The 19637-nt window shown below is 60.9% G+C and carries 17 protein-coding genes and 1 tRNA gene; 12 read left to right on the plus strand and 6 right to left on the minus strand.

The window, feature by feature from the left end:
• Positions 1–135: 135 nt before the first annotated feature.
• The 3 genes from PAN31117_RS20765 to PAN31117_RS20775 all read right to left on the minus strand — a co-directional run bounded on the left by PAN31117_RS20765 (position 136) and on the right by PAN31117_RS20775 (position 3312).
• Positions 136–1020 (minus strand): sulfurtransferase, encoded by an 885-nt coding sequence (locus tag PAN31117_RS20765; protein WP_039397336.1) that lies wholly within the window; start codon positions 1018–1020, stop codon positions 136–138.
• A 42-nt stretch (positions 1021–1062) separates the two neighbouring features.
• A complete protein-coding gene (locus tag PAN31117_RS20770; protein WP_150739874.1) occupies positions 1063–1917 on the minus strand; it encodes a DMT family transporter in 855 nt (284 codons plus the stop codon).
• A 279-nt stretch (positions 1918–2196) separates the two neighbouring features.
• Entirely contained in the window at positions 2197–3312 is a 1116-nt protein-coding gene (locus PAN31117_RS20775) for an aromatic ring-hydroxylating oxygenase subunit alpha (RefSeq protein ID WP_150739875.1), read from the minus strand.
• 227 nt (positions 3313–3539) lie between these two features.
• On the opposite strand from PAN31117_RS20775, the gene PAN31117_RS20780 reads away from it, so the two are divergent.
• From PAN31117_RS20780 to folE2, 4 genes are all read left to right on the plus strand, one after another.
• On the plus strand, positions 3540–3812 hold the full coding sequence (locus tag PAN31117_RS20780) for an exodeoxyribonuclease VII small subunit (protein ID WP_150578213.1): 273 nt from the start codon (positions 3540–3542) through the stop codon (positions 3810–3812).
• Between the two features lie 122 nt (positions 3813–3934).
• Entirely contained in the window at positions 3935–4831 is an 897-nt protein-coding gene (locus PAN31117_RS20785; protein WP_150739876.1) for a polyprenyl synthetase family protein, read from the plus strand.
• 247 nt (positions 4832–5078) lie between these two features.
• Positions 5079–6995, plus strand: a complete 1917-nt coding sequence (gene dxs, locus PAN31117_RS20790) for a 1-deoxy-D-xylulose-5-phosphate synthase (RefSeq protein ID WP_150739877.1) — start codon at positions 5079–5081, stop codon at positions 6993–6995.
• A gap of 200 nt (positions 6996–7195) precedes the next feature.
• On the plus strand, positions 7196–8005 hold the full coding sequence (gene folE2, locus PAN31117_RS20795; RefSeq protein WP_150739878.1) for a GTP cyclohydrolase FolE2: 810 nt from the start codon (positions 7196–7198) through the stop codon (positions 8003–8005).
• A gap of 103 nt (positions 8006–8108) precedes the next feature.
• Here folE2 and tsaD read toward each other — a convergent pair whose 3' ends face one another.
• Positions 8109–9140, minus strand: coding sequence for a tRNA (adenosine(37)-N6)-threonylcarbamoyltransferase complex transferase subunit TsaD (tsaD, locus tag PAN31117_RS20800; protein WP_150739879.1), 1032 nt, complete (start codon positions 9138–9140; stop codon positions 8109–8111).
• Between the two features lie 90 nt (positions 9141–9230).
• On the opposite strand from tsaD, the gene PAN31117_RS20805 reads away from it, so the two are divergent.
• From PAN31117_RS20805 to dnaG, 3 genes are all read left to right on the plus strand, one after another.
• A complete protein-coding gene (locus PAN31117_RS20805; RefSeq protein ID WP_150739880.1) occupies positions 9231–10481 on the plus strand; it encodes a BaiN/RdsA family NAD(P)/FAD-dependent oxidoreductase in 1251 nt (416 codons plus the stop codon).
• 469 nt (positions 10482–10950) lie between these two features.
• Positions 10951–11397 (plus strand): GatB/YqeY domain-containing protein, encoded by a 447-nt coding sequence (locus PAN31117_RS20810; RefSeq protein ID WP_150739881.1) that lies wholly within the window; start codon positions 10951–10953, stop codon positions 11395–11397.
• A gap of 69 nt (positions 11398–11466) precedes the next feature.
• Complete coding sequence (dnaG, locus tag PAN31117_RS20815; protein ID WP_039397355.1) at positions 11467–13350, plus strand: DNA primase; 1884 nt, start codon at positions 11467–11469, stop codon at positions 13348–13350.
• A gap of 20 nt (positions 13351–13370) precedes the next feature.
• On the opposite strand, the gene PAN31117_RS27555 is transcribed toward dnaG, so the two are convergent.
• Positions 13371–13931, minus strand: a complete 561-nt coding sequence (locus tag PAN31117_RS27555) for a hypothetical protein (RefSeq protein WP_246189196.1) — start codon at positions 13929–13931, stop codon at positions 13371–13373.
• Positions 13932–13962: 31 nt separating this feature from the next.
• On the opposite strand from PAN31117_RS27555, the gene rpoD reads away from it, so the two are divergent.
• From rpoD to PAN31117_RS20840, 5 genes are all read left to right on the plus strand, one after another.
• Entirely contained in the window at positions 13963–16068 is a 2106-nt protein-coding gene (gene rpoD, locus PAN31117_RS20820; RefSeq protein WP_246189197.1) for an RNA polymerase sigma factor RpoD, read from the plus strand.
• 28 nt (positions 16069–16096) lie between these two features.
• Positions 16097–16172: transfer RNA gene (locus tag PAN31117_RS20825), tRNA-Ile, on the plus strand.
• Positions 16173–16196: 24 nt separating this feature from the next.
• Entirely contained in the window at positions 16197–16922 is a 726-nt protein-coding gene (locus tag PAN31117_RS20830; RefSeq protein ID WP_246189206.1) for a tyrosine-type recombinase/integrase, read from the plus strand.
• 367 nt (positions 16923–17289) lie between these two features.
• Positions 17290–18183 carry a hypothetical protein gene (locus PAN31117_RS20835; protein ID WP_150739883.1) on the plus strand — a complete coding sequence of 298 codons (894 nt, stop codon included), beginning with the start codon at positions 17290–17292 and terminating at the stop codon, positions 18181–18183.
• A gap of 14 nt (positions 18184–18197) precedes the next feature.
• Complete coding sequence (locus PAN31117_RS20840) at positions 18198–18878, plus strand: hypothetical protein (protein ID WP_150739884.1); 681 nt, start codon at positions 18198–18200, stop codon at positions 18876–18878.
• 559 nt (positions 18879–19437) lie between these two features.
• Here the strand turns inward: PAN31117_RS20840 and PAN31117_RS20850 are convergent.
• Complete coding sequence (locus PAN31117_RS20850) at positions 19438–19635, minus strand: hypothetical protein (protein WP_150739885.1); 198 nt, start codon at positions 19633–19635, stop codon at positions 19438–19440.
• Between the last annotated feature and the right edge of the window lie 2 nt (positions 19636–19637).

A 19637-nucleotide genomic window follows, 5' to 3' on the forward strand; every position in this document is an offset into this window, starting at 1 on the left:
CGTCCGCTTGACCCCTTGCTCCATTTGCCTCTCCTTCAATGCATCGAAAAAGTGACAACCTATTTCAGGACGGGTCACGGCACAAAAAAAGGGCACCTCGTCGGGGTGCCCTTTTGCACTACTGGTCTACTGAAATCAGGGTTGTGCGCCCGTCGACACCGGACGGCGTTTGTCCGCGCACCACTCGCTCCACGAGCCGGGGTAGAGGCTCGCCCCGTGCAGACCAGCCACTTCCATTGCCAGCAGATTGTGGCACGCGGTCACGCCCGAGCCGCATTGCGAGATGACGCGCTCCGGCAGGCGGTCGTGGCCGATGACCTGTGTGAACTCCTCGCGAAGTGTGGCAGCGGGTTTGAAGCGACCATCCGCGCCGAGGTTGTCTTTGAAGAAGCGATTTTTTGCGCCCGGAATATGGCCGCCAATCGGGTCGAGGGTTTCGTTCTCGCCGCGATAGCGGTCCGGTGCGCGGGCATCGATCACCAGACGCTCGTGCGACGTGAGATTGCGCTCGATGGCGGCCGCGTCTGCCGTCGTCGCCAGTGGCTCGCCCGGCGCGAAATCGCCGGGAGGCGGCGCTTCGGGCGGTGCGGCGTCGAGCTTGAATCCGGCGGCTTCCCAGGCTTGCAGGCCGCCGTCGAGTACCGCGACCGACTCATGTCCGAGCCAGCGCAGCAACCACCACAGGCGTGCGGCGTACATGCCGCCCTGTGCGTCATACGCGACAACCTGCTGGCCTTTCGACAGACCGCATGCGGCGAGATGTCGGACGAGGGCGTCGCGATCGGGCAGCGGGTGACGGCCGTTCTTGCCGTTCGTCTTGCCGGAGAGATCACGTTCGAGATGCGCGTAGAACGCGCCGAAGATGTGGCCCTGAACGTAGGCTTCCTCGCCGGCCTTGGGGTTGGCGAGATCGAAACGGCAATCGAAGATGACCACCGGGGCGCCGCCACCGGCGGCGGTTTGCATCAGCGCATCGAGATTTTGCGGACTGATGAGCGTGGTGAAATGCGTATGAATCATGGCGTCTCCGCAGACGGGCGTGGGGGATTCGTTCGGCGGCGATCAGGCGGAGGGGGAAGGCCGACGAAGTGCGGTCATGCCGCTCGCTACGATGAGCAGCATGCCGATCCAGCCGGCCAGTGCAGGCCAGTCGCCCCAGACAAGCATGCTGATCAGTGTAGCGAAGATTACGCCCGAATATTGGAGATTCGCAGTGACGAGCGTATTGCCCAGACTGAACGCCCGGGTGAGCGCCGTCTGCGCAATCAGTGCGGCGATCCCGACGCCCAGCATCAGGCCGGCGCCGCGCCAGGTCATCGGGTGCAGGCCTTCGATGGCAACCCAGGCCAGACCGAGCAGCACGCCGCCCGCCGAGAAATAGAAGACGATGCGCCAGTCGGGTTCGCCCGCTGCGCCCAACTCTTTGACCTGCATGTATGCGACGGCCGAGAACACGCCCGAGACGACGCCTGCGACACCGGCAACCCAGGCCTGACTGTCGATAGTCGGCTGCAACAGGAGCGCCACGCCGACGAAACCGGCGAAGATCGCCGCCACAAGCCTGAAATCGGTGCGCAGGCTACCGCGCATTGCCGCCGTCCCCATCACGATCAACGAAATCCAGATCGGCGACATGTAGTTGAGCGTCATTGCCGTGGAGAGCGGCAATTGCGTGAGCGAAAAGAACCAGAGGCCGAGGGAAATGACGCCAGCCGTGCTGCGTTTGACGTGCGATCCGAGATGGCGAGTACGAATGGACTGGCCGCGCATACGCGCCAGCCCCAGAAGGACGATCACGCCGATAAGGCTGCGGTAGAGAACGATTTCGCCGGTGTTGTATTCGTTTGCCGCCAGTTTGATGAAGAGCCCCATCAACGTGAACATGAAGGCGGAGACCAACATCCAGAGCGATTGCATGGCGAATTGTGGCCGATAACGGCGAAGAGACGAACGAGCGCGTTTTGTGCTGAACGCAGGCGACTCGTGCAGCACAAACGATCAGTGCACGGTCATATCGAAAGCATGGCGTCGATTCTAACGAAAACGGCGGGCACATGGCCCGCCGTTCAGCGTTTTTTCGGCAAATATTTAATTCAGTCTCGCCGTTATCACATGGCGTCCGCGAGGCCGATCTGACAAGACTTCCGTCAGATGGCTTTGCGTTCTCATGCGGTGAGATTTCTGGGCTGGGAAAGCTTAGAAATCCCCCATCTGCCGACGCAGGAACTCGTGGAAGTGTTGCATGCCGTCTTCCATCGGGCTTTGATATGGGCCCACTTCCGAGGCGCCACGCTGGAACAGGGCACGACGCCCGGCGTCCATGCGTTCGGCGATCTCGTCGTCTTCGCGCGCCGTTTCCATATAGGCGGCACGCTCTGCCTCGATGAATTCGCGTTCGAAGAGCGCGATTTCCTCGGGGTAATAGAACTCGACGATATTCGTCGTTTTCTGCGGTCCGTGCGGAATCAGCCACGACACCACGAGCACGTGTGGGTACCACTCGATCATGAGATGCGGGTAGTACACCATCCAGATCGCACCGAAGTCCGGCGGCACGCCTTCCCGATAACGCAGCAGCACGTCGTGCCACTGACGGTAGATGGGGCTGCCGGGTTTTGCGAGACCTTCATGCACGCCAACTGTCTGGACGCTATACCAGTCACCGAACTCCCAGCTCAGGTCTTCGCACGAAACGAAGCTGCCCAGGCCGGGATGGAACGGTACGACGTGATAGTCCTCGAGATAAACCTCGATGAACGTCTTCCAGTTGTAGTTACATTCGTGCACTTCGACGTGATCGAACATGAAGTTCGAGAAGTCGAGATGGTGCTTTACGCCCAGTCGTGCGAGATCGGCCTGCACATCGCGGCCTTCTGCTTCGAACAGCAGCCCGTTCCAGCGTTGCAGCGGGAACTTGCCGAGGTTCAGACAGGGCTTCTCCGGGAAATGCGGCGCGCCGAGCAGTTCGCCCTTTGTGTCGTAAGTCCAACGGTGAAGCGGGCAAACGATATTGGGCGTGTTCCCACGCCCATTGAGCATAACCGCCTGACGATGACGGCAGACGTTCGAGAGCAATTCGATGCCGTTCTGCTCGCCCGCACCATTGCGGACCAGCATGCGACCTTCCTGCTCTGCCGGAAGGGCGAAATAATCGCCGACTTCCGGGACCATCAATTCGTGGCCCACATAGCGGGGGCCGTGCTTAAACAGGACTTCACGCTCGCGGGCGAGGAGCGCCTCGTCGAAATACGTGTAGACCGGCAGTTGGCTTGAGGCCGGTTTTAGTTGCAAAGCGCTGCTTAGATTGGACATTCCCACTCCCGACTAGCATGAAAGCAGTGAACAACCCAACCATCGAAAAATCGATTTAGGGAACCGACGATTATACCCGGTCTAAGCATCCGGGGGGTGCTAAGTCCATGATTTACGTTAAATAATGTCCGAAAAAAGTCATCCGGACCCGATTTCAGGCAATTTACGCTCTGCGAGCTAATGCGCTTTTGCCGTAAAATGGAACATTCGACCCGAATTTTGCGTTTATGGCCAAGACTGCAAAGTCGCAAGACGCGGCGCCCGAGGTGCCGCAAGACCTGCCCGAGACCTATGAGGCTGCGCTGGCTGAGCTCGAACAGCTCGTCGGACGCATGGAGGGCGGTGAGCTGGGACTGGAAGAATCGTTGGGCGCGTATCGGCGCGGCGCCGTTCTGGTGAAATATTGCCAGGGTCTGCTCGAGAAGGTCGAGCAGCAGGTGAAGGTGCTCGAAGGCGAGACGCTCAAGCCGCTCGAAGCGTCGTCGCGCGACGAGTTCTAAGTCGCCTGAGCGGCCAATCCGAATTACGGCAAGACGACCCACGACCCAAGGCGTCCCCCAGCAAGACACCGGGGCGCTTCAATAACAAGCACGGCCCGACGGGCACGTGCAGGACGAAGACGATGGCGGATCAGAATATCAAGGCCTGGATGCAGGCAGTACAGGCTCGTGTGGAACAGGCGCTCGACGCTGCGCTGCCCAAGGCAGCCGATGGTGGCTCGGCGCGACTCAACGAATCGATGCGTTACGCCGTGCTCGGCGGCGGCAAGCGGGTGCGCCCGCTGCTGTGCTTCGCTGCAGGCGAGGTGACGCAAGCCAGCGAGACGGCCCTCGACCGCGCGGCTTGCGCCGTCGAAATGATTCATGCGTATTCGCTGGTGCACGACGATCTGCCGTGCATGGACGATGACGACCTGCGCCGTGGCAAGCCGACGGTGCACGTGCAGTACGACGAAGCGACCGGCCTGCTCGCCGGCGACGGTCTGCAGACGCAGGCCTTCGCGCTGTTGGGCGAGGCGACGGGCGATCTGAGCGCGGCGCAGTCGCTCGCGCTGGTGCGCGAACTGGCGCTGGCCTCGGGCGCGCTCGGCATGGCCGGCGGTCAGGCCATCGATCTGGAAAGCGTGGGCATCAAGCTTACGCAGTCGCAACTGGAAAACATGCATCGCCTGAAGACGGGCGCATTGCTGCGTGCTTCGCTGCGTATGGGCGCTATTTGTGGTCGCGCGCTGTCGGACGACGAAACGGTCGCGCTCGACGCCTACGCGGCAGCCGTCGGACTGGCTTTCCAGGTGGTGGACGACATTCTCGACACGACGGCCGATTCGGCCACGCTGGGCAAGACCGCAGGCAAGGACGCCGCCAACGACAAGCCGACCTACGTGTCGCTGATGGGCCTCGACGGCGCACGCGACTACGCGGAAAAGCTGCGTGCCGATGCGCATGCAGCAAGCGCGTCGCTGGGTAACGCGGATCGTCTGCGTGCACTGGCCGATTACGTCGTCGATCGCATTAATTAACCGACGTAGATTAGATGTAAGCCGACGATTCGTGGCGAAAGTCACATTGCGACGCATCATCGGCAAATGAGTATTCTGAGCAGTTCCTGGGGCGCGGGCCAATGCGTACGAGGGCCTGCAGGCAGTAGCGATAAGCAAGGGGCAAGGAGGGTCGACGCGTTTCTCCCCACAGAACGCATCGGCAGGAGATCGGGAACAACTCACAGGGGGAGTTGCCCGGTAAAGAACGCCTATATATGGAACGACGATGTACGAACTTCTAAATACTATCGATGACCCGGCCGATTTGCGGCGTCTGGAGCGTCGCCAACTCGCGCCGCTGGCCGAAGAGCTGCGGGCTTTCGTGCTTGAGAGTGTGTCGCGTACTGGCGGCCACCTGTCGTCCAACCTCGGCACGGTCGAGTTGACGATTGCGCTGCACTACGTCTTCAACACGCCGGAAGATCGCATTGTCTGGGACGTGGGCCACCAGAGCTATCCGCATAAGATTCTCACGGGTCGTCGCGAACAGATGGGTTCCCTGCGTCAGCTCGGCGGCATCTCGGGTTTCCCGAAGCGCGACGAATCACCGTACGACACGTTCGGCACGGCGCATTCGAGCACGTCGATCTCGGCGGCGCTCGGCATGGCGCTCGGCGCACGCACGAAGGGTGAGAACCGCTTCGGCATCGCCGTGATCGGCGACGGTTCGATGACGGCCGGTATGGCGTTCGAGGCGATGAACAACGCGGGCGTGCATGAAGACGTGCCGCTGCTGGTCATCCTCAACGACAACGACATGTCGATCTCGCCGCCGGTCGGCGCGCTCAACCGCTATCTGGCTCGCCTGATGTCGGGCCGTTTCTATGCGGCCGCGAAGAAGGGCGTGGAGAGGGTGCTGAGCGTGGCACCCCCGGTGCTGGAGCTGGCGCGCAAGTTCGAAGAGCATGCCAAGGGCATGGTCGTACCGGCCACGATGTTCGAAGAATTCGGCTTCAACTACATCGGCCCGATCGACGGTCACGACCTCGACTCGCTGATTCCGACGCTCGAGAACATCAAGAATCTGAAGGGCCCGCAGTTCCTGCACGTCGTCACGCGCAAGGGCTATGGCTACAAGCTCGCGGAAGCCGACCCGGTGCTCTATCACGGTCCGGGTAAGTTCAACCCGGCCGAAGGTATCAAGCCGAGCACGAGCAGCAAGAAGACGTACACGCAAGTGTTCGGCGACTGGTTGTGCGATATCGCGGCGGTGGACAAGCGCATTGTGGGCATTACGCCGGCCATGCGCGAGGGCTCCGGCCTCGTCGAGTTCGAGAAGCGTTTCCCGGATCGTTACTACGACGTGGGCATCGCCGAGCAGCATGCGGTGACGTTTGCTGGCGGCATGGCGACCGAAGGTCTGAAGCCGATCGTCGCGATCTACTCGACGTTCCTGCAACGTGGTTACGATCAACTGATTCACGACGTCGCGCTGCAGAACCTGCCAGTCGTGTTCGCACTGGACCGCTCGGGCCTCGTGGGTGCCGACGGTGCGACCCACGCCGGTGCGTACGACATTCCGTTCATGCGCTGCATTCCGAACATGGTCGTGATGGCGCCGTCGGACGAGAACGAATGCCGCCAGATGCTGTACACCGGTGTGCAGATCGACGGTCCGTCGGCGGTGCGTTATCCGCGTGGCGCAGGCACGGGGGCGGTGATCGAGCAGACGATGACGGCGCTGCCGATCGGCAAGGGCGTGGTGCGTCGCGAGAGTCAGGCGGAAACCGGACGTCGCGTCGCCATTCTCGCTTTCGGTAGCATGGTTGCCCCGTCGCTTGCAGCGGCGGAGCAACTCGACGCGACCGTGGCCGACATGCGCTTTGTCAAGCCGATCGACGACGAACTGATCGCACGACTGGCGCAATCGCACGATTACCTCGTGACGGTCGAAGAGGGCAGCATCATGGGCGGCGCGGGCTCGGCAGTGGCCGAATCCCTGTTGGCCAGCGGGGGTAATCGACCCGTACTACAATTGGGCCTGCCCGATCGCTTCATCGATCATGGCGACCCGGCATTGTTGCTGTCCGGTGTGGGGCTCGACGCCGCAGGTATCGCCAAGTCGATCTGCGAGCGCTTCGATCTTCCGTCGGCAGAGGCCACTCAGACAACCGGCAAGACCGCGGCAAAGCTCGTCGCCTGACTTGTCCGGTAGTCTCGAGTCTCCGAACGATCCGGCCCAAGCGCCGGATCGTTTCGTTTTGAAAGACGCATTCCCCATCCCGTGCCGGGGTTCTCCGGCACGTTCCCGACGCCACTCGGCAGAGGCTCGCGAGCCGTGTGTCGGATACGTTTGCCCATTGCCTCCCCCCCAGTCGGCTTGCCGGCAAAGAAGGAAATTAGATGAACCAGATGAACCCCGCTTTCGTCATGCCGGATGTGCAGAGCACCGTCGATACCCGGCAGATTCCGATTCAGCGTGTTGGTGTGCGCGGTGTGCGTCATCCGTTGTCAGTGCGTCTGGCCGACGGCGACGTGCAGGCCACCATCGGCCTGTTCAATCTCGACGTGCATTTGCCTGCCGACCAGAAGGGCACGCACATGTCGCGTTTCGTCGCCTTGCTCGAAGCGAACCGCGAGCCGATGAACGTTGCGGGCTTCCGCGCGATGCTCGCCAGCATGCTCGATAAGCTCGAAGCCGAAGCTGGCCGCATTGAAGTCACGTTCCCGTACTTCATCAACAAGACGGCACCGGTCTCGGGCGTGCAGAGCCTGATGGACTACGAAGTCACGTTGACCGGCGACGTGCGCAAGGGCGAGACGCGCGTGTGGCTCAAGGTGCTCGTGCCGGTCACGAGCCTGTGCCCGTGCTCGAAGAAGATCTCGCAATATGGTGCGCACAATCAGCGCTCGCACATCACCATCGACGCGGAGATCGCAGGCGATATCGCGGTTGAAGAACTGGTGCGGATGGCGGAAGAGGAGGCGTCGTGCGAGTTGTGGGGGCTGCTCAAGCGCCCGGACGAGAAGTACGTGACCGAGCGTGCCTATGAGAATCCGAAGTTCGTGGAGGATCTGGTGCGTGACGTGGCGACGCGTCTGAACAACGAGCCGCGCGTCGCGGCGTATGTGCTTCAGGCCGAGAACTTCGAATCGATTCACAATCACAGCGCTTACGCCGTAATCGAGCGCGATAAGCGCGTGGCGGCGTGATCGTCCGAGACTTTCGTCAGACGTAAAAAAACCGCTCCTCCGAGCGGTTTTTTCTTGGACGTTCGTCGAAGGATGTGCGGATCGTCAAGCCATCGACGTCGCGTCAAACAGTTCGCACGATATCGGCCAGATCCCAGCGCGGGCGCACTGTGTAGGCGTATTCGCTATCCGCTTCGTCCGGCCAGTGCTTGAGGCGCATCGCGCCCGCAAAGGCGATCATGGCGCCGTTATCGGTGCAGAACGCGAGGTCGGGGTAATGCACGCGGTAGCCACGGCGGCGCGCTGCTTCGTTCAGCCCGGCCCGCAGTTGCGCGTTGGCACCCACGCCACCGGCGACGACCAGCGTCTTCATGCCGGTTTGCTTCAGGGCGGCCATCGACTTGGCGACGAGGACGTCGACAATCGCGTCGACGAAGCCACGCGCGAGGTCGGCTTTCTCCTGCTCGCAGACGTTGCCGCCGAGATTGCGGACCTGCGTGAGCACCGCCGTTTTCAGGCCGCTGAAGCTGAAATCCAGATTGCCGGAGTGCTTCATCGGGCGTGGCAGGTCGAAGCGTCCCGGTGTGCCGAAGTCGGCCAGACGCGAGACGGCAGGGCCGCCCGGGTAGCCGAGTCCGAGCAGTTTGGCCGTCTTGTCGAAGGCTTCGCCGGCCGCATCGTCGAGCGTTTCGCCGAGCATGGCGTACTGTCCGAACGCGCGGACTTCCATTAACTGCGTGTGGCCGCCGGAAACCAGCAGGGCGACGAAGGGGAAGTCGGGCGCGTCCGGCGCGAGCAGCGGCGACAGCAAGTGGCCTTCGAGGTGGTGCACGCCGACGACCGGGCGGTCGAGTGCGAACGCAAGGGCGTTGGCGACGCTTGCGCCCACCAGCAGCGCGCCTGCGAGACCGGGGCCTTGCGTGTAGGCGATGGCGTCGACGGCGCTCAGCGGCTTGCCAGCTTGAGCGAGCACCTCTTCGGCTAGTGGCAGGGCGCGACGAATGTGGTCGCGCGACGCCAGTTCGGGCACCACGCCACCGTACTCGCGATGCATTGCAATCTGCGAATGCAGCGCGTGCGAGAGCAGCCCGACCTCAGTGTCGTAGAGGGCGAGCCCGGTTTCGTCGCAGGAGCTTTCAATGCCTAGAACCAGCATGGCGGATGGGGATGCGCGCAGCGTCAACTTTAATGGGGAACCCAGAAGTATACCAGTCGACCCCGTCGGCTGCCGGTTACAATGCGCGCCATGGAAAAGTTCGATGTAGCGATTGTGGGTGCTGGCGCAGCCGGCCTGATGTGCGCGGCGGTGGCCGGGCAACTGGGCCTGCGCGTGGTGCTCATCGATCACGCGACGCGTCTCGCTGAGAAGATTCGAATCTCGGGCGGCGGTCGCTGCAATTTCACCAATATCAATGCGGGCCCGGCGAACTATCTGTCGGAGAATCCACGTTTCTGCCGTTCGGCGCTCGCGCGCTACACCCCGCGCGACTTCCTCGACCTGCTCAAGCGCCATCGTATTGCGTGGCACGAAAAGCATCGTGGTCAGCTCTTCTGCGACGAAAGTGCCGAAGACGTCATCGAAATGCTACGAAACGAGTGCGCTGCGGGGCATGTGCACTGGCGCATGCCATGTGCGGTCCATACCGTCGCGTACACAGAGGCAGGTGGGGCGCATCGCTATCACTTGACGACAGATGCAGGGCATATCGCAGCAAAACGTCTCGTGATCGCGACCGGTGGACTGTCGATTCCGAAGATCGGGGCGACGGATTGGGGGTATCGGATTGCGCGTCAGTTCGGTCTGGATATCGTAGAGCCGCGACCGGCGCTCGTTCCGCTGATGTTCGATGCGTCGACTTGGGCACCCTTCGCCGGACTTTCGGGTTTGTCACTGGAAGTCGATGTCAGTACGGGCAAAGGTAAAGATGCCGGCAGCTTTCTTGAGGATCTGTTGTTCACGCACCGCGGTCTGTCCGGACCGGCGATTCTTCAGATTTCCAGTTTCTGGACGCCGGGACAGCCGATTACACTGAACCTCGCGCCGACGTCTGATATCGAGGCGGCGCTGTTTGATGCCAAGGTGTCGTCCAAACGTCAATTGAGCAACTTGCTGGCGCAGTGGGTTCCGGCGCGACTGGCGGATGCATGGGTCGCCAATAGCGGCCTCTCGCCGCAAGCACGCGTGCAGGAGTTGCCGGACAAGGCATTGCGCTCGCTCGCGCAGGCCTTTTCCGGCTGGACGCTCAAGCCTTGCGGCTCGGAAGGGTGGCGCAAGGCGGAAGTGACGCGCGGTGGCGTCGACACTCGCGCACTGTCTTCGTCCACGCTGGAGGCGCGTTCGCAACCGGGGTTGCACTTCGTTGGGGAAGTGGTCGACGTGACGGGCTGGCTCGGCGGCTACAACTTCCAGTGGGCGTGGGCGTCGGCGGTGGCCTGTGCGCGGGCAATGTCCGAAAGCATCCAGGCGGGCAAGGCCGCAGATGGCGCGTCTGACTAGCACGCGACAACATGGATGGCCGCCGGTAACCCGAAGTGAGCTTGAGGGAGTCGACGGAATTCGCCCGCCCCAAGGCGACGCGCTGTCGTAGACGGCCACTAGAGCGTTATGCTACGCTCTCTCCTTCGTGGAGACGGCGCTGTATCTGTCGTAACAGTCGTTTCGGAAGGCGTTTTTGTCGGTTTTAGACGCCTCCGGCGCATTACCTGAAGATTAGCGTCCGATACGCCAGCGGCATGAGGCATCGAACAATGCCGGTGTCCGGGCGGTCCAAGTCTCCGGCGAGCCCGCTTGTGATCGCACGTGTGATCGTTTCCGCAAGCGGGTTTTTGTGCTTTGTGGCCCCGCTGAACGCTGCGCCAGTACACCGGCAGCGGCGCAGGGCGGTGCGTGTCACACCGTCGCCGTCCTTTTCTTTGGGGCGGCATGCACTACACTGAAACGTAATCGAATTCCGGAATCCCTGCTCATGAGTCTGAAAGAACGCATTAACGAAGACATGAAGACGGCCATGCGTGCCAAGGCCGCCGACAAACTGGGGACCATCCGCCTGCTGCTTGCGGCAATCAAGCAAAAGGAAGTCGACGAGCGCATCACCCTTGATGACGCGGCCACCGTTGCCATCGTCGACAAACTGATCAAACAACGCAAAGATTCCATCAGTCAGTTCCAGGCCGCTGGCCGCGCCGATCTGGCCGATAAGGAAGCCGCCGAAGTCGAAGTACTCATGGTCTACATGCCGCAGCAACTCTCGGCAGACGAAGTTGCGCAGGCGGTGAAGGCGGCCGTGGCGCAAACGGGCGCAGCCGGCCCGCAGGACATGGGTAAGGTGATGGGCGTGCTCAAGGGCCTGTTGGCCGGCCGTGCCGACATGACTGTCGTGTCCGCGCAAGTGAAGGCGGCGTTGGCTGCGTAATCCGGTAGTGCGGTACGGCGCTGTCGCTTGTGCGACGGTGCGGCACCGCGTTGCGATGGCACCGATCCAGTGATTCCCCAGTCGTTTTTGCAGGACTTGCTCAACCGCGTCGATATTGTCGAGGTGGTGGGTCGTTACGTGCAGTTGAAGAAGGGCGGGGCGAACTTCATGGGGCTGTGCCCCTTTCATAACGAGAAGTCGCCCTCATTTACGGTGAGTCCCACCAAGCAGTTCTATCACTGCTTCGGATGTGGCGCGCACGGCAGCGCGATCAGCTTCCTGATGGAGCATGCCGGGCTCGGATTTGTCGAAGCCGTGGAAGAGTTGGCCCGCAACGTCGGGCTGGACGTGCCGCGAGAGGCGCCGCTGCCGGGCGCACCGGCACCGGCCGCGCAACGTGCGCAGACCCTCGGCCTCGTCGACGTGATGACGCGCGCTTGCGACTACTACCGCAAGCAGCTGCGCGGCGCGCCGGTGGCTATCGAATATTTGAAGCGACGTGGATTGACGGGGGAGATTGCCGCGCATTTCGGGCTCGGTTACGCCCCGGAAGCCTGGCAGAACCTGGAAGCGGCGTTCGAGAATTATCGCGACGACCAGTTGCTTGACGCGGGCCTCGTCATCGAGAGCGAGAAGGGCGAGCCGGGCAGCACGAAGCGACGCTATGACCGTTTCCGCGACCGGATCATGTTTCCGATCCGGAATACGAAAGGGCAGGTCATCGCCTTCGGCGGACGCGTGCTGGACAAGGGTGAGCCCAAGTATCTGAATTCGCCCGAGACGCCGCTCTTCAGTAAGGGCAGCGAGTTGTATGGGTTGTTCGAAGCGCGGATCGGCATTCGAGATGCGGGCTATGTGCTGGTGGTCGAAGGCTATATGGATGTCGTGGCGCTGGCGCAGCTTGGCTTTCCGCAGGCGGTCGCAACGCTCGGTACGGCTTGCACGCCGATGCATGTTCAGAAGCTCCTGCGCCAGACCGAAACGGTGGTGTTCAGCTTCGATGGAGATGCGGCGGGGCGCCGGGCGGCGCGTCGTGCACTTGAAGCCTGTCTGCCGCACGCCGACGACAACCGGAGTTTCAAGTTTCTATTTTTGCCGAGCGAGCACGATCCGGACAGCTATGTGCGCGAGCACGGCACGCAGGCGTTTGCAGACGAAGTCTCGCGCGCCATGCCGATGTCGCAGTTCCTGATCGGCGAAGTGACGGCGGGCAAGGAAATGCACCAGCCTGAAGGGCGGGCGCGTGCGTTGTTCGAGGCCAAGCCGCTGTTGCAGCAGATGCCCGCGAACGCGCTGCGTGGCCAGATCATTCATGCGCTGGCCGAGCGCGTGGGCAGTTCGGTCGAGGAAGTCGCGGAGCTTTGCGAGTTGCACATCGGCGCTGCGCGCCGTCAGAACACGTGGGACAAAGCGCCGGCCAAGCGCGAGAAGCGTCGCGTGGTCGGCACCGAACATCGGGCGTTGCAGAACTTGCTGATGTTCCCGGCGCTGGGAAACGAATTAACCGAAGAAGAGACGAAGATTTTGCGGGAGATGGGGCAGCACGGCGAGATTTTCTCGGAAGTGCTGACGCTGTGCCGCGAAATGGGTGCGCAGGCCGATTTCCGCTATATGTCGGATCGACTGCGGATTTCACCGAACTGGGCCAGTTTCGATGACATCATCCGCGAAATTCTGGCATTTGAAGAAAACGCGCGGGATCTGATGTTGTTCGATCCGGCCGATGAGGCGCAGGTCGAGCGTCGCGAAGAGCAGATTGCCTTGCGCCTCACCGAGTTGCGTAGTGCCATCCGGCGTTTGCAGTACGACCGGTTGTGCGAAGAGTTGGAGACGATTTTCAAGCGGGCGTCGTTGACGCCCGATGAATTGCGCCACGCTCAGGCGCTGTCGCGGGAACGTGACGAATTGAAGCGGTGGCTGGCTACGGCCAGCACAGGAGGCGCGCGAAGTTGAGGTATGCCCGCGTGCTATAATTAAAGGTTTTCAGTGGGCTGTTTTCTGGCAAGCGAGATCGCTATGGCAAAGATGACAACGACCAGCGGAAAAAAGACGGTTATCCCTTCACCGACAGCTAAACGCGCGACCAGTGCGGCGGCGGCGTCAGGTGGAAAGGGGACGTCTCGTTCTGCGAAAGCTGGCGTTGCAGGAAAAGCCGGTGCAATGTCGCAAGCCACGAAGAAAACAGCCAGCCAGGCAAGTTCGGCGAAACGTACTACGCAAACTAAGGCAGCTGCCGGTGCCACGAAGGCAACCGGCAATACGGCTGCGAAGGTGACCGATGTCACCAAGCGCAAGAGTGCGACCGCCGCGACGGTGGGGGCTGCCAAGGCAGCCAGGCCGACGGTGAAGTCCGAGCCGCCCGCCACGACTGCGAAGGCGGTCAAGGCGACCAAGCCGGCAACGGCCGCGAAGGCGACGGCAGGCGGGAAACCGCAGGCCCGACAACCCGCTGAAAAAAGCGCGAAGAGCGCAACTACCGCCAAGGCTTCGAGCCCGGCGGGCCGCAGTACACCTGCGACGAAAGCCTCACGCAAGACCGGGGCTTCCAGCAAACCGGAGGCAGTGGTGGAGGTTACGCCGGCAGCAGTCGAGCCGGTCGTCCCGACCAAAGCACGCGGCAGAGCCGCGAAGACCGCCGCCCCGGGGGAGCAGAACGTCGCAGCGAATACTAATGATCAACCCGTGAACGAAGATCAGACCAAAGTGGAAAAGCAGAAGGCGCGTGATCGCCGGGCAAAAGAGAAAGCACTGCTCAAGGACGCATTTTCCTCGCACCAGCCCGGTACGGCGGAGGAACTTGAGGAACGTCGTGGCAAGCTGCGGACACTGATCAAGCTGGGCAAGGAACGAGGCTTCCTGACCTTTGCAGAGATCAATGACCACCTCCCCGACGATGTGGTCGAAGGCGACGCGCTGGAAGGCGTGATCGCAACGTTTAACGACATGGGCGTGGCTGTCTACGAGCAGGCACCCGATGCCGAGACGCTGCTGCTCAACGACAATGCCCCGAACGCTGCGACGGACGACGAAGTTGAGGAGCAGGCGGAAGCGGCCCTCTCGACGGTCGATTCGGAGTTCGGCCGCACGACTGACCCGGTGCGTATGTACATGCGCGAAATGGGGACGGTCGAGCTGCTGACGCGTGAAGGAGAAATCGAGATCGCCAAGCGCATCGAAGAAGGCTTGAAGCACATGGTGCAGGCCATCTCCGCATGCCCGACGACGATTGCCGAGATCCTGGCGATGGCCGAGAAGGTCGAGCGTGAAGAAATGCGCATCGACGAAGTTGTCGACGGCCTGATCGATCCGAATGCGGAAGCCAACGCGGCCGCCGCAGCCTCTGACGACGAAGACTTCGACGCCGATGCGGAAGACGCTGAGGAAGAAGAGGAAGAGGAAGAAGGCGACGAGGAAGAGGACAGCAGCAACGGCGGCGCAGCTTCGGCAGCGCAGGTCGAGCAGCTCAAGCGTGACTCGCTCGCCAAGTTCGCCGTGATCGCCGACTGGTTCGGCAAGATGCGTCGAGCATTCGAGAAGGAGGGCTACCAGTCGAAGCCGTACGTGAAGGCTGGCGAGTCGATCCAGGCTGAACTGATGACGATCCGTTTCACGGCGCGTACGGTCGAGCGTCTGTGCGACACGCTGCGTTCGCAGGTGGACGAAGTGCGCAACATCGAGCGTGCGATCCTGAACATCGTGGTCGACAAGTGCGGCATGCCGCGTGCTGATTTCGTGTCGCGTTTCCCGGGCAACGAAACCAATCTCGACTGGATCTACACGGTCGTGGCCGACAACAAGGCATACAGCTCGGTGGTTGAGCGTAACGTGCCGGCCGTTCAGGAATTGCAGCAGAAGCTGATCGACCTGCAAGCGCGCGTGGTGTTGCCGCTGACCGAGTTGAAGGACGTCAATCGCAAGATGTCGGAAGGCGAGCGCCGTGCCCGCAAGGCCAAGCGCGAGATGACCGAAGCGAACTTGCGTCTGGTGATTTCGATTGCGAAGAAGTACACGAACCGTGGTCTGCAGTTCCTGGATCTGATTCAGGAAGGCAACATCGGCCTGATGAAGGCGGTGGACAAGTTCGAATACCGTCGTGGTTACAAGTTCTCGACGTACGCGACGTGGTGGATTCGTCAGGCCATCACGCGTTCGATCGCGGACCAGGCACGTACCATCCGTATTCCGGTGCACATGATCGAAACGATCAACAAGATGAACCGGATTTCGCGTCAGATTCTGCAGGAAACCGGTGTTGAGCCGGATCCGGCGACGCTGGCCGAGAAGATGGAAATGCCGGAGGACAAGATCCGCAAGATCATGAAGATCGCGAAGGAACCGATCTCCATGGAAACGCCGATCGGTGACGACGACGATTCGCATTTGGGCGATTTCATTGAAGATACCGGCACGGTCGCACCTGCCGACGCCGCATTGCATGGTAGTATGCGCGACGTCGTGAAGGACGTGCTCGATTCGCTGACGCCGCGTGAAGCGAAGGTGCTGCGCATGCGATTCGGTATCGAGATGAGCACGGACCATACGCTCGAGGAAGTGGGCAAGCAGTTCGACGTGACGCGTGAGCGTATTCGTCAGATCGAAGCCAAGGCGCTGCGCAAGTTGCGTCACCCGAGCCGTTCCGACAAGCTCAAGTCGTTCCTCGAAGGCAATTGATTGCTGCTGAGCGAGCGCCGGTAGTTTAGGGCCGTTAGCTCAGCGGTTAGAGCAGGGGACTCATAATCCCTTGGTCGCTGGTTCGAACCCAGCACGGCCTACCAAGTAGTAAAGAAAAGCCCTTGACGGTGACGTCAAGGGCTTTTTGTTTTGCAATCAATGATTTGCGTGGGGATTTTTTTCTGGACATCTGCGCCTTCCGACTGAAAAAGGACGCTCAGGATTGGGCTTGGCGCAGAGAGGACGAAATGGTCCGGGGGCTGTACGTGCAACGTGCGCCATCTAAGCGCTTGACGCTGGAAAAGGCCATGTCGCGTTATTTGGCTGATGTGACTCCGACGAAAAGACCTCCGACCCAAGCAGGTGAACGCAATCGATTCATCCCGTTGATCGCATTCTTCGGTAAGTATTCTCTCGCCGCTATAACGTCCGACATGGTTGCCCAGTATCGCGATAGGTGCTTGGCGGGGGAGGGGCGTGTAGATTCTCTAGGAAATCCGATCCCCAGGGCGAGCAATACGGTTCGCCTTGAGTTGGCGTTGCTTGGCCATCTTTTTACCGTCGCGCTCAAGGAGTGGGGGGGGCTAGGCAGCAATCCGGTGATGAACGTTCGACGCCCGTCACCGGGGCCGGGAAGAAATCGGCGACTGGATAACGACGAGTCGGCTCGTCTGCTCAGTGCGGTGGACGGCCATTCGAACCCAATGCTCGGTTGGATCGTTCGCATCGCATTGGAGGCCGGTATGCGATCGTCGGAAATTGTCACGCTTAGATGCGGTCAGGTCGACGTCGAGAAGCGTCTGGTGCATCTGGTCGAGACGAAGAACACGATGCCTAGGACGAGATTCCTCTGACGACAGAAGCTACGGCGCTATTCGAAGCTGCAACTTGGCAACCCGCTACGGCCTAAAGTCGTTGATCTCGTCTTTTATGGCGAGCCTGGGGAGGACGGCGTGCGTCGCCCCTACAACTTTAATAAGGTGTGGATGTAGATCAAAAGCTCTGCCGGGTGCTCCGACTTTCGATTTCACGACCTCCGCCATGAAGCGGTGAGCCGGCTCGTTGAAGTCGGTTTAACGGACTGACCAGAAACCTCGACCACACATACTTTAATCACAATTTCGGTTATGTCTACCGACATTACACTAAAGTCTCCCCGATCTCCTGCCGATATACTTAGGCTTCCAATCAAAATTACTATGAATAACGAAGGGGAAATCAATGTATCGACTGCGATTCGTCACTGCATTATGCGTCGCGCTGCTGCTCAGTGCCTGCGGCACACCGATGCGCGTGAGCCTCACACCGGATCAGCGTAGCAAGATCACCGAACTCACAGCCCACGTGGTCGTAGTCCAAGACGAAGTGATCGCAGCCGTGCAGCCGTCCAACGCTGCGAGCATCGCCCTTGGCGGCGGCTTGATCGGCGCCGTCATCGACAGCAAGGTGACAAACAACCGGGTCAACATTTCGCAGCAATTGCTCGGCCCGTTCTACGCCGCCGTCGAAGATGCGGACTATCGCAAGGAATTCAACGAATCCATTGCCCACGGCCTCTCCGGATACTCGATCAAGGTCGGCAAAGTCACCACCACGCCGCGCGCACTGACCGGCCCCACGCTTGTCCGACTGCGCAACGAACTGGAACCGGGTCAGGCGCTGCTGATCATCATCCCCCGTTACACACTGACGATGGATTTCCGGAGTTTCGACTCGGAGTCGACGGTTTCAATCTGGGTCAAGTCCGACGGCTCGAACGCATTGACGCCCAGCCAGCGCGGCGTGCTTCACTACCAATCGGCGCCCGTCGGCCCGGGTGGCAAGGAATCACTGATGCTCTGGAGCGCACAAAATGGTGCCAGGTATCGCAACGTGATGCGCGAGTCGATCGCGGAAACCGTTCGCATGATGATGCTCGACATCGAAGTCGCAGCGGAACTCACCGCCAAGACAGAGGATCTCCAGTCCTTCCCCTACAACACCGGCGCAAGCATGGAAACGGTGAAAGGCCAGGTGCTGAAAGCGGGCGATGCCCGGACCATCCTGATCGGTGCGGACAAGAAGCTCTATTCGCTACCTAATTCCGCCAGCGCCGCTACCGTAGCCCAGAAGTGACTCAGGGGATAACCATGTACAAGAACACGATCCTTGCCCTCGGCGTCGCTGCCGCCATGCTTTCGTGTGCCACCGCTTTTGCCGCCACGTCTCCGGAACCGGCAACGGCGGCTGCCGCACAGATACCCGCCGGATTCGGCGAGAAAGTCGATATGAAGTACGACGCCCTGGCCAGCGAGAATCCCATTGGTCTGGTTCAGACTGGCACTTGTAAGGTCCACATCGCTCCGGCCGTGGATGCTCGCCAAAACAAGGAAACCATTGGCGCATCGGGAAGCGGCGCCTTGCTTGCCGATAACGTCAGCCCCTGGATGAGCGAGGGCCTCGGTCACCTGAAGGACTACGGCTACGACGTCGCTGACATCGCCGACGGTGCGCCCGCCCCCGCTCAAGGTGTGACGATCCGCACCAGCGTGACGCGCGCCTATACCTGGCAAATCGGCTTGAAGCTCTTCAGCATGGTGGCGGTCAAGGCCGAATTCATCGACCGTAACGGCGTATTGGAAACGAAGTACTACCGCGCGCACGGCGACAAGACCAATATGTGGGGCGCCAACGCGGAGTATGTCACCACACTCAACTACGGTCTGAACAACATGCTGCCGTTCATCGCCCGCGACCTGCAATCGCTGTGCAGGGGCGAAAAGGTGGAGGAGTACACCTACGCCGGACCGGACGGCGTACCGAAAAAGTAAACGGAGGGGGGGCGGACTTCCGTCCGCCCCCTTCCACCTCATTCCTCGTCTTCGTCAGCAGACACGTCTCGGTAATCAAGATGGTGTTCGAGAACTCGACTTGCTTGTCGACGTTCCGCATTGTTCGTCGTGCCACCGCATTCAAAATTGATGGTGATGTTCTGCACCAGTGGAATGCAGTTCTGCCCTTAAGAGCTTCAACGTCCGACGGCAGGGGGGGCGCAAACGGCGGTTGTGGGGGGGGCGGTGGCAGTCCCTTTCTGTCGGCCCTGAGACCAAAAAATTTCGGTACGGGCCCGGTACACCTATAACGTTCGTCGTCCTTCTCAAAATTACGCTAACCTATTGTCGCGTAGATACTTTTCGATGTTTCTGCTTACGGTTGTCTTCCCTTGATTTTCCTAGGCATCCACAGTTAGCTGCAAACTCATAACCCCTTGGTCGCTGGTTCGAACCCAGCACGGCCTACCAAAAAATACTGTAGTATCAGGACCTTACGCCGCTCTAACCAGCGGCGTTTTTCTTTCCTGCGCCTGCCGTGACCAACGCGTTACCCGACTTACCACGTCGGGCGAAGCGAGTATGCGCGACGGAAGTACGACCGGCCGAATTCGGTGGGTTCGAAGTGCTTGCCCACTCGGTGTATCAACTCGCGAGCGAGCAACGCGTTAATGACGGCATCGGGCGGCTGGTTGGGGCTCTTTTCCGCAATGGACTGGAGCGCGGCAGTAATGGCGGGGGCTGAAAGGGCGAGCATGT

Source organism: Pandoraea anapnoica, assembly GCF_902459765.1.
In the GTDB taxonomy this organism is placed as follows: Bacteria; Pseudomonadota; Gammaproteobacteria; order Burkholderiales; family Burkholderiaceae; genus Pandoraea; species Pandoraea anapnoica.

Coding starts and splice junctions, on each gene's coding strand:
- tsaD (WP_150739879.1), bottom strand. CDS start 9,140: ATGCTGGTTCTAGGCATTGAAAGCTCCTGCGACGAAACCGGGCTCGCC.
- PAN31117_RS20850 (WP_150739885.1), bottom strand. CDS start 19,635: ATGCTCGCCCTTTCAGCCCCCGCCATTACTGCCGCGCTCCAGTCCATT.
- folE2 (WP_150739878.1), top strand. CDS start 7,196: ATGAACCAGATGAACCCCGCTTTCGTCATGCCGGATGTGCAGAGCACC.
- PAN31117_RS20805 (WP_150739880.1), top strand. CDS start 9,231: ATGGAAAAGTTCGATGTAGCGATTGTGGGTGCTGGCGCAGCCGGCCTG.
- PAN31117_RS20775 (WP_150739875.1), bottom strand. CDS start 3,312: ATGTCCAATCTAAGCAGCGCTTTGCAACTAAAACCGGCCTCAAGCCAA.
- dxs (WP_150739877.1), top strand. CDS start 5,079: ATGTACGAACTTCTAAATACTATCGATGACCCGGCCGATTTGCGGCGT.
- PAN31117_RS20765 (WP_039397336.1), bottom strand. CDS start 1,020: ATGATTCATACGCATTTCACCACGCTCATCAGTCCGCAAAATCTCGAT.
- PAN31117_RS20840 (WP_150739884.1), top strand. CDS start 18,198: ATGTACAAGAACACGATCCTTGCCCTCGGCGTCGCTGCCGCCATGCTT.
- PAN31117_RS20780 (WP_150578213.1), top strand. CDS start 3,540: ATGGCCAAGACTGCAAAGTCGCAAGACGCGGCGCCCGAGGTGCCGCAA.
- PAN31117_RS20770 (WP_150739874.1), bottom strand. CDS start 1,917: ATGCAATCGCTCTGGATGTTGGTCTCCGCCTTCATGTTCACGTTGATG.
- PAN31117_RS20835 (WP_150739883.1), top strand. CDS start 17,290: ATGTATCGACTGCGATTCGTCACTGCATTATGCGTCGCGCTGCTGCTC.
- PAN31117_RS20785 (WP_150739876.1), top strand. CDS start 3,935: ATGGCGGATCAGAATATCAAGGCCTGGATGCAGGCAGTACAGGCTCGT.
- PAN31117_RS20810 (WP_150739881.1), top strand. CDS start 10,951: ATGAGTCTGAAAGAACGCATTAACGAAGACATGAAGACGGCCATGCGT.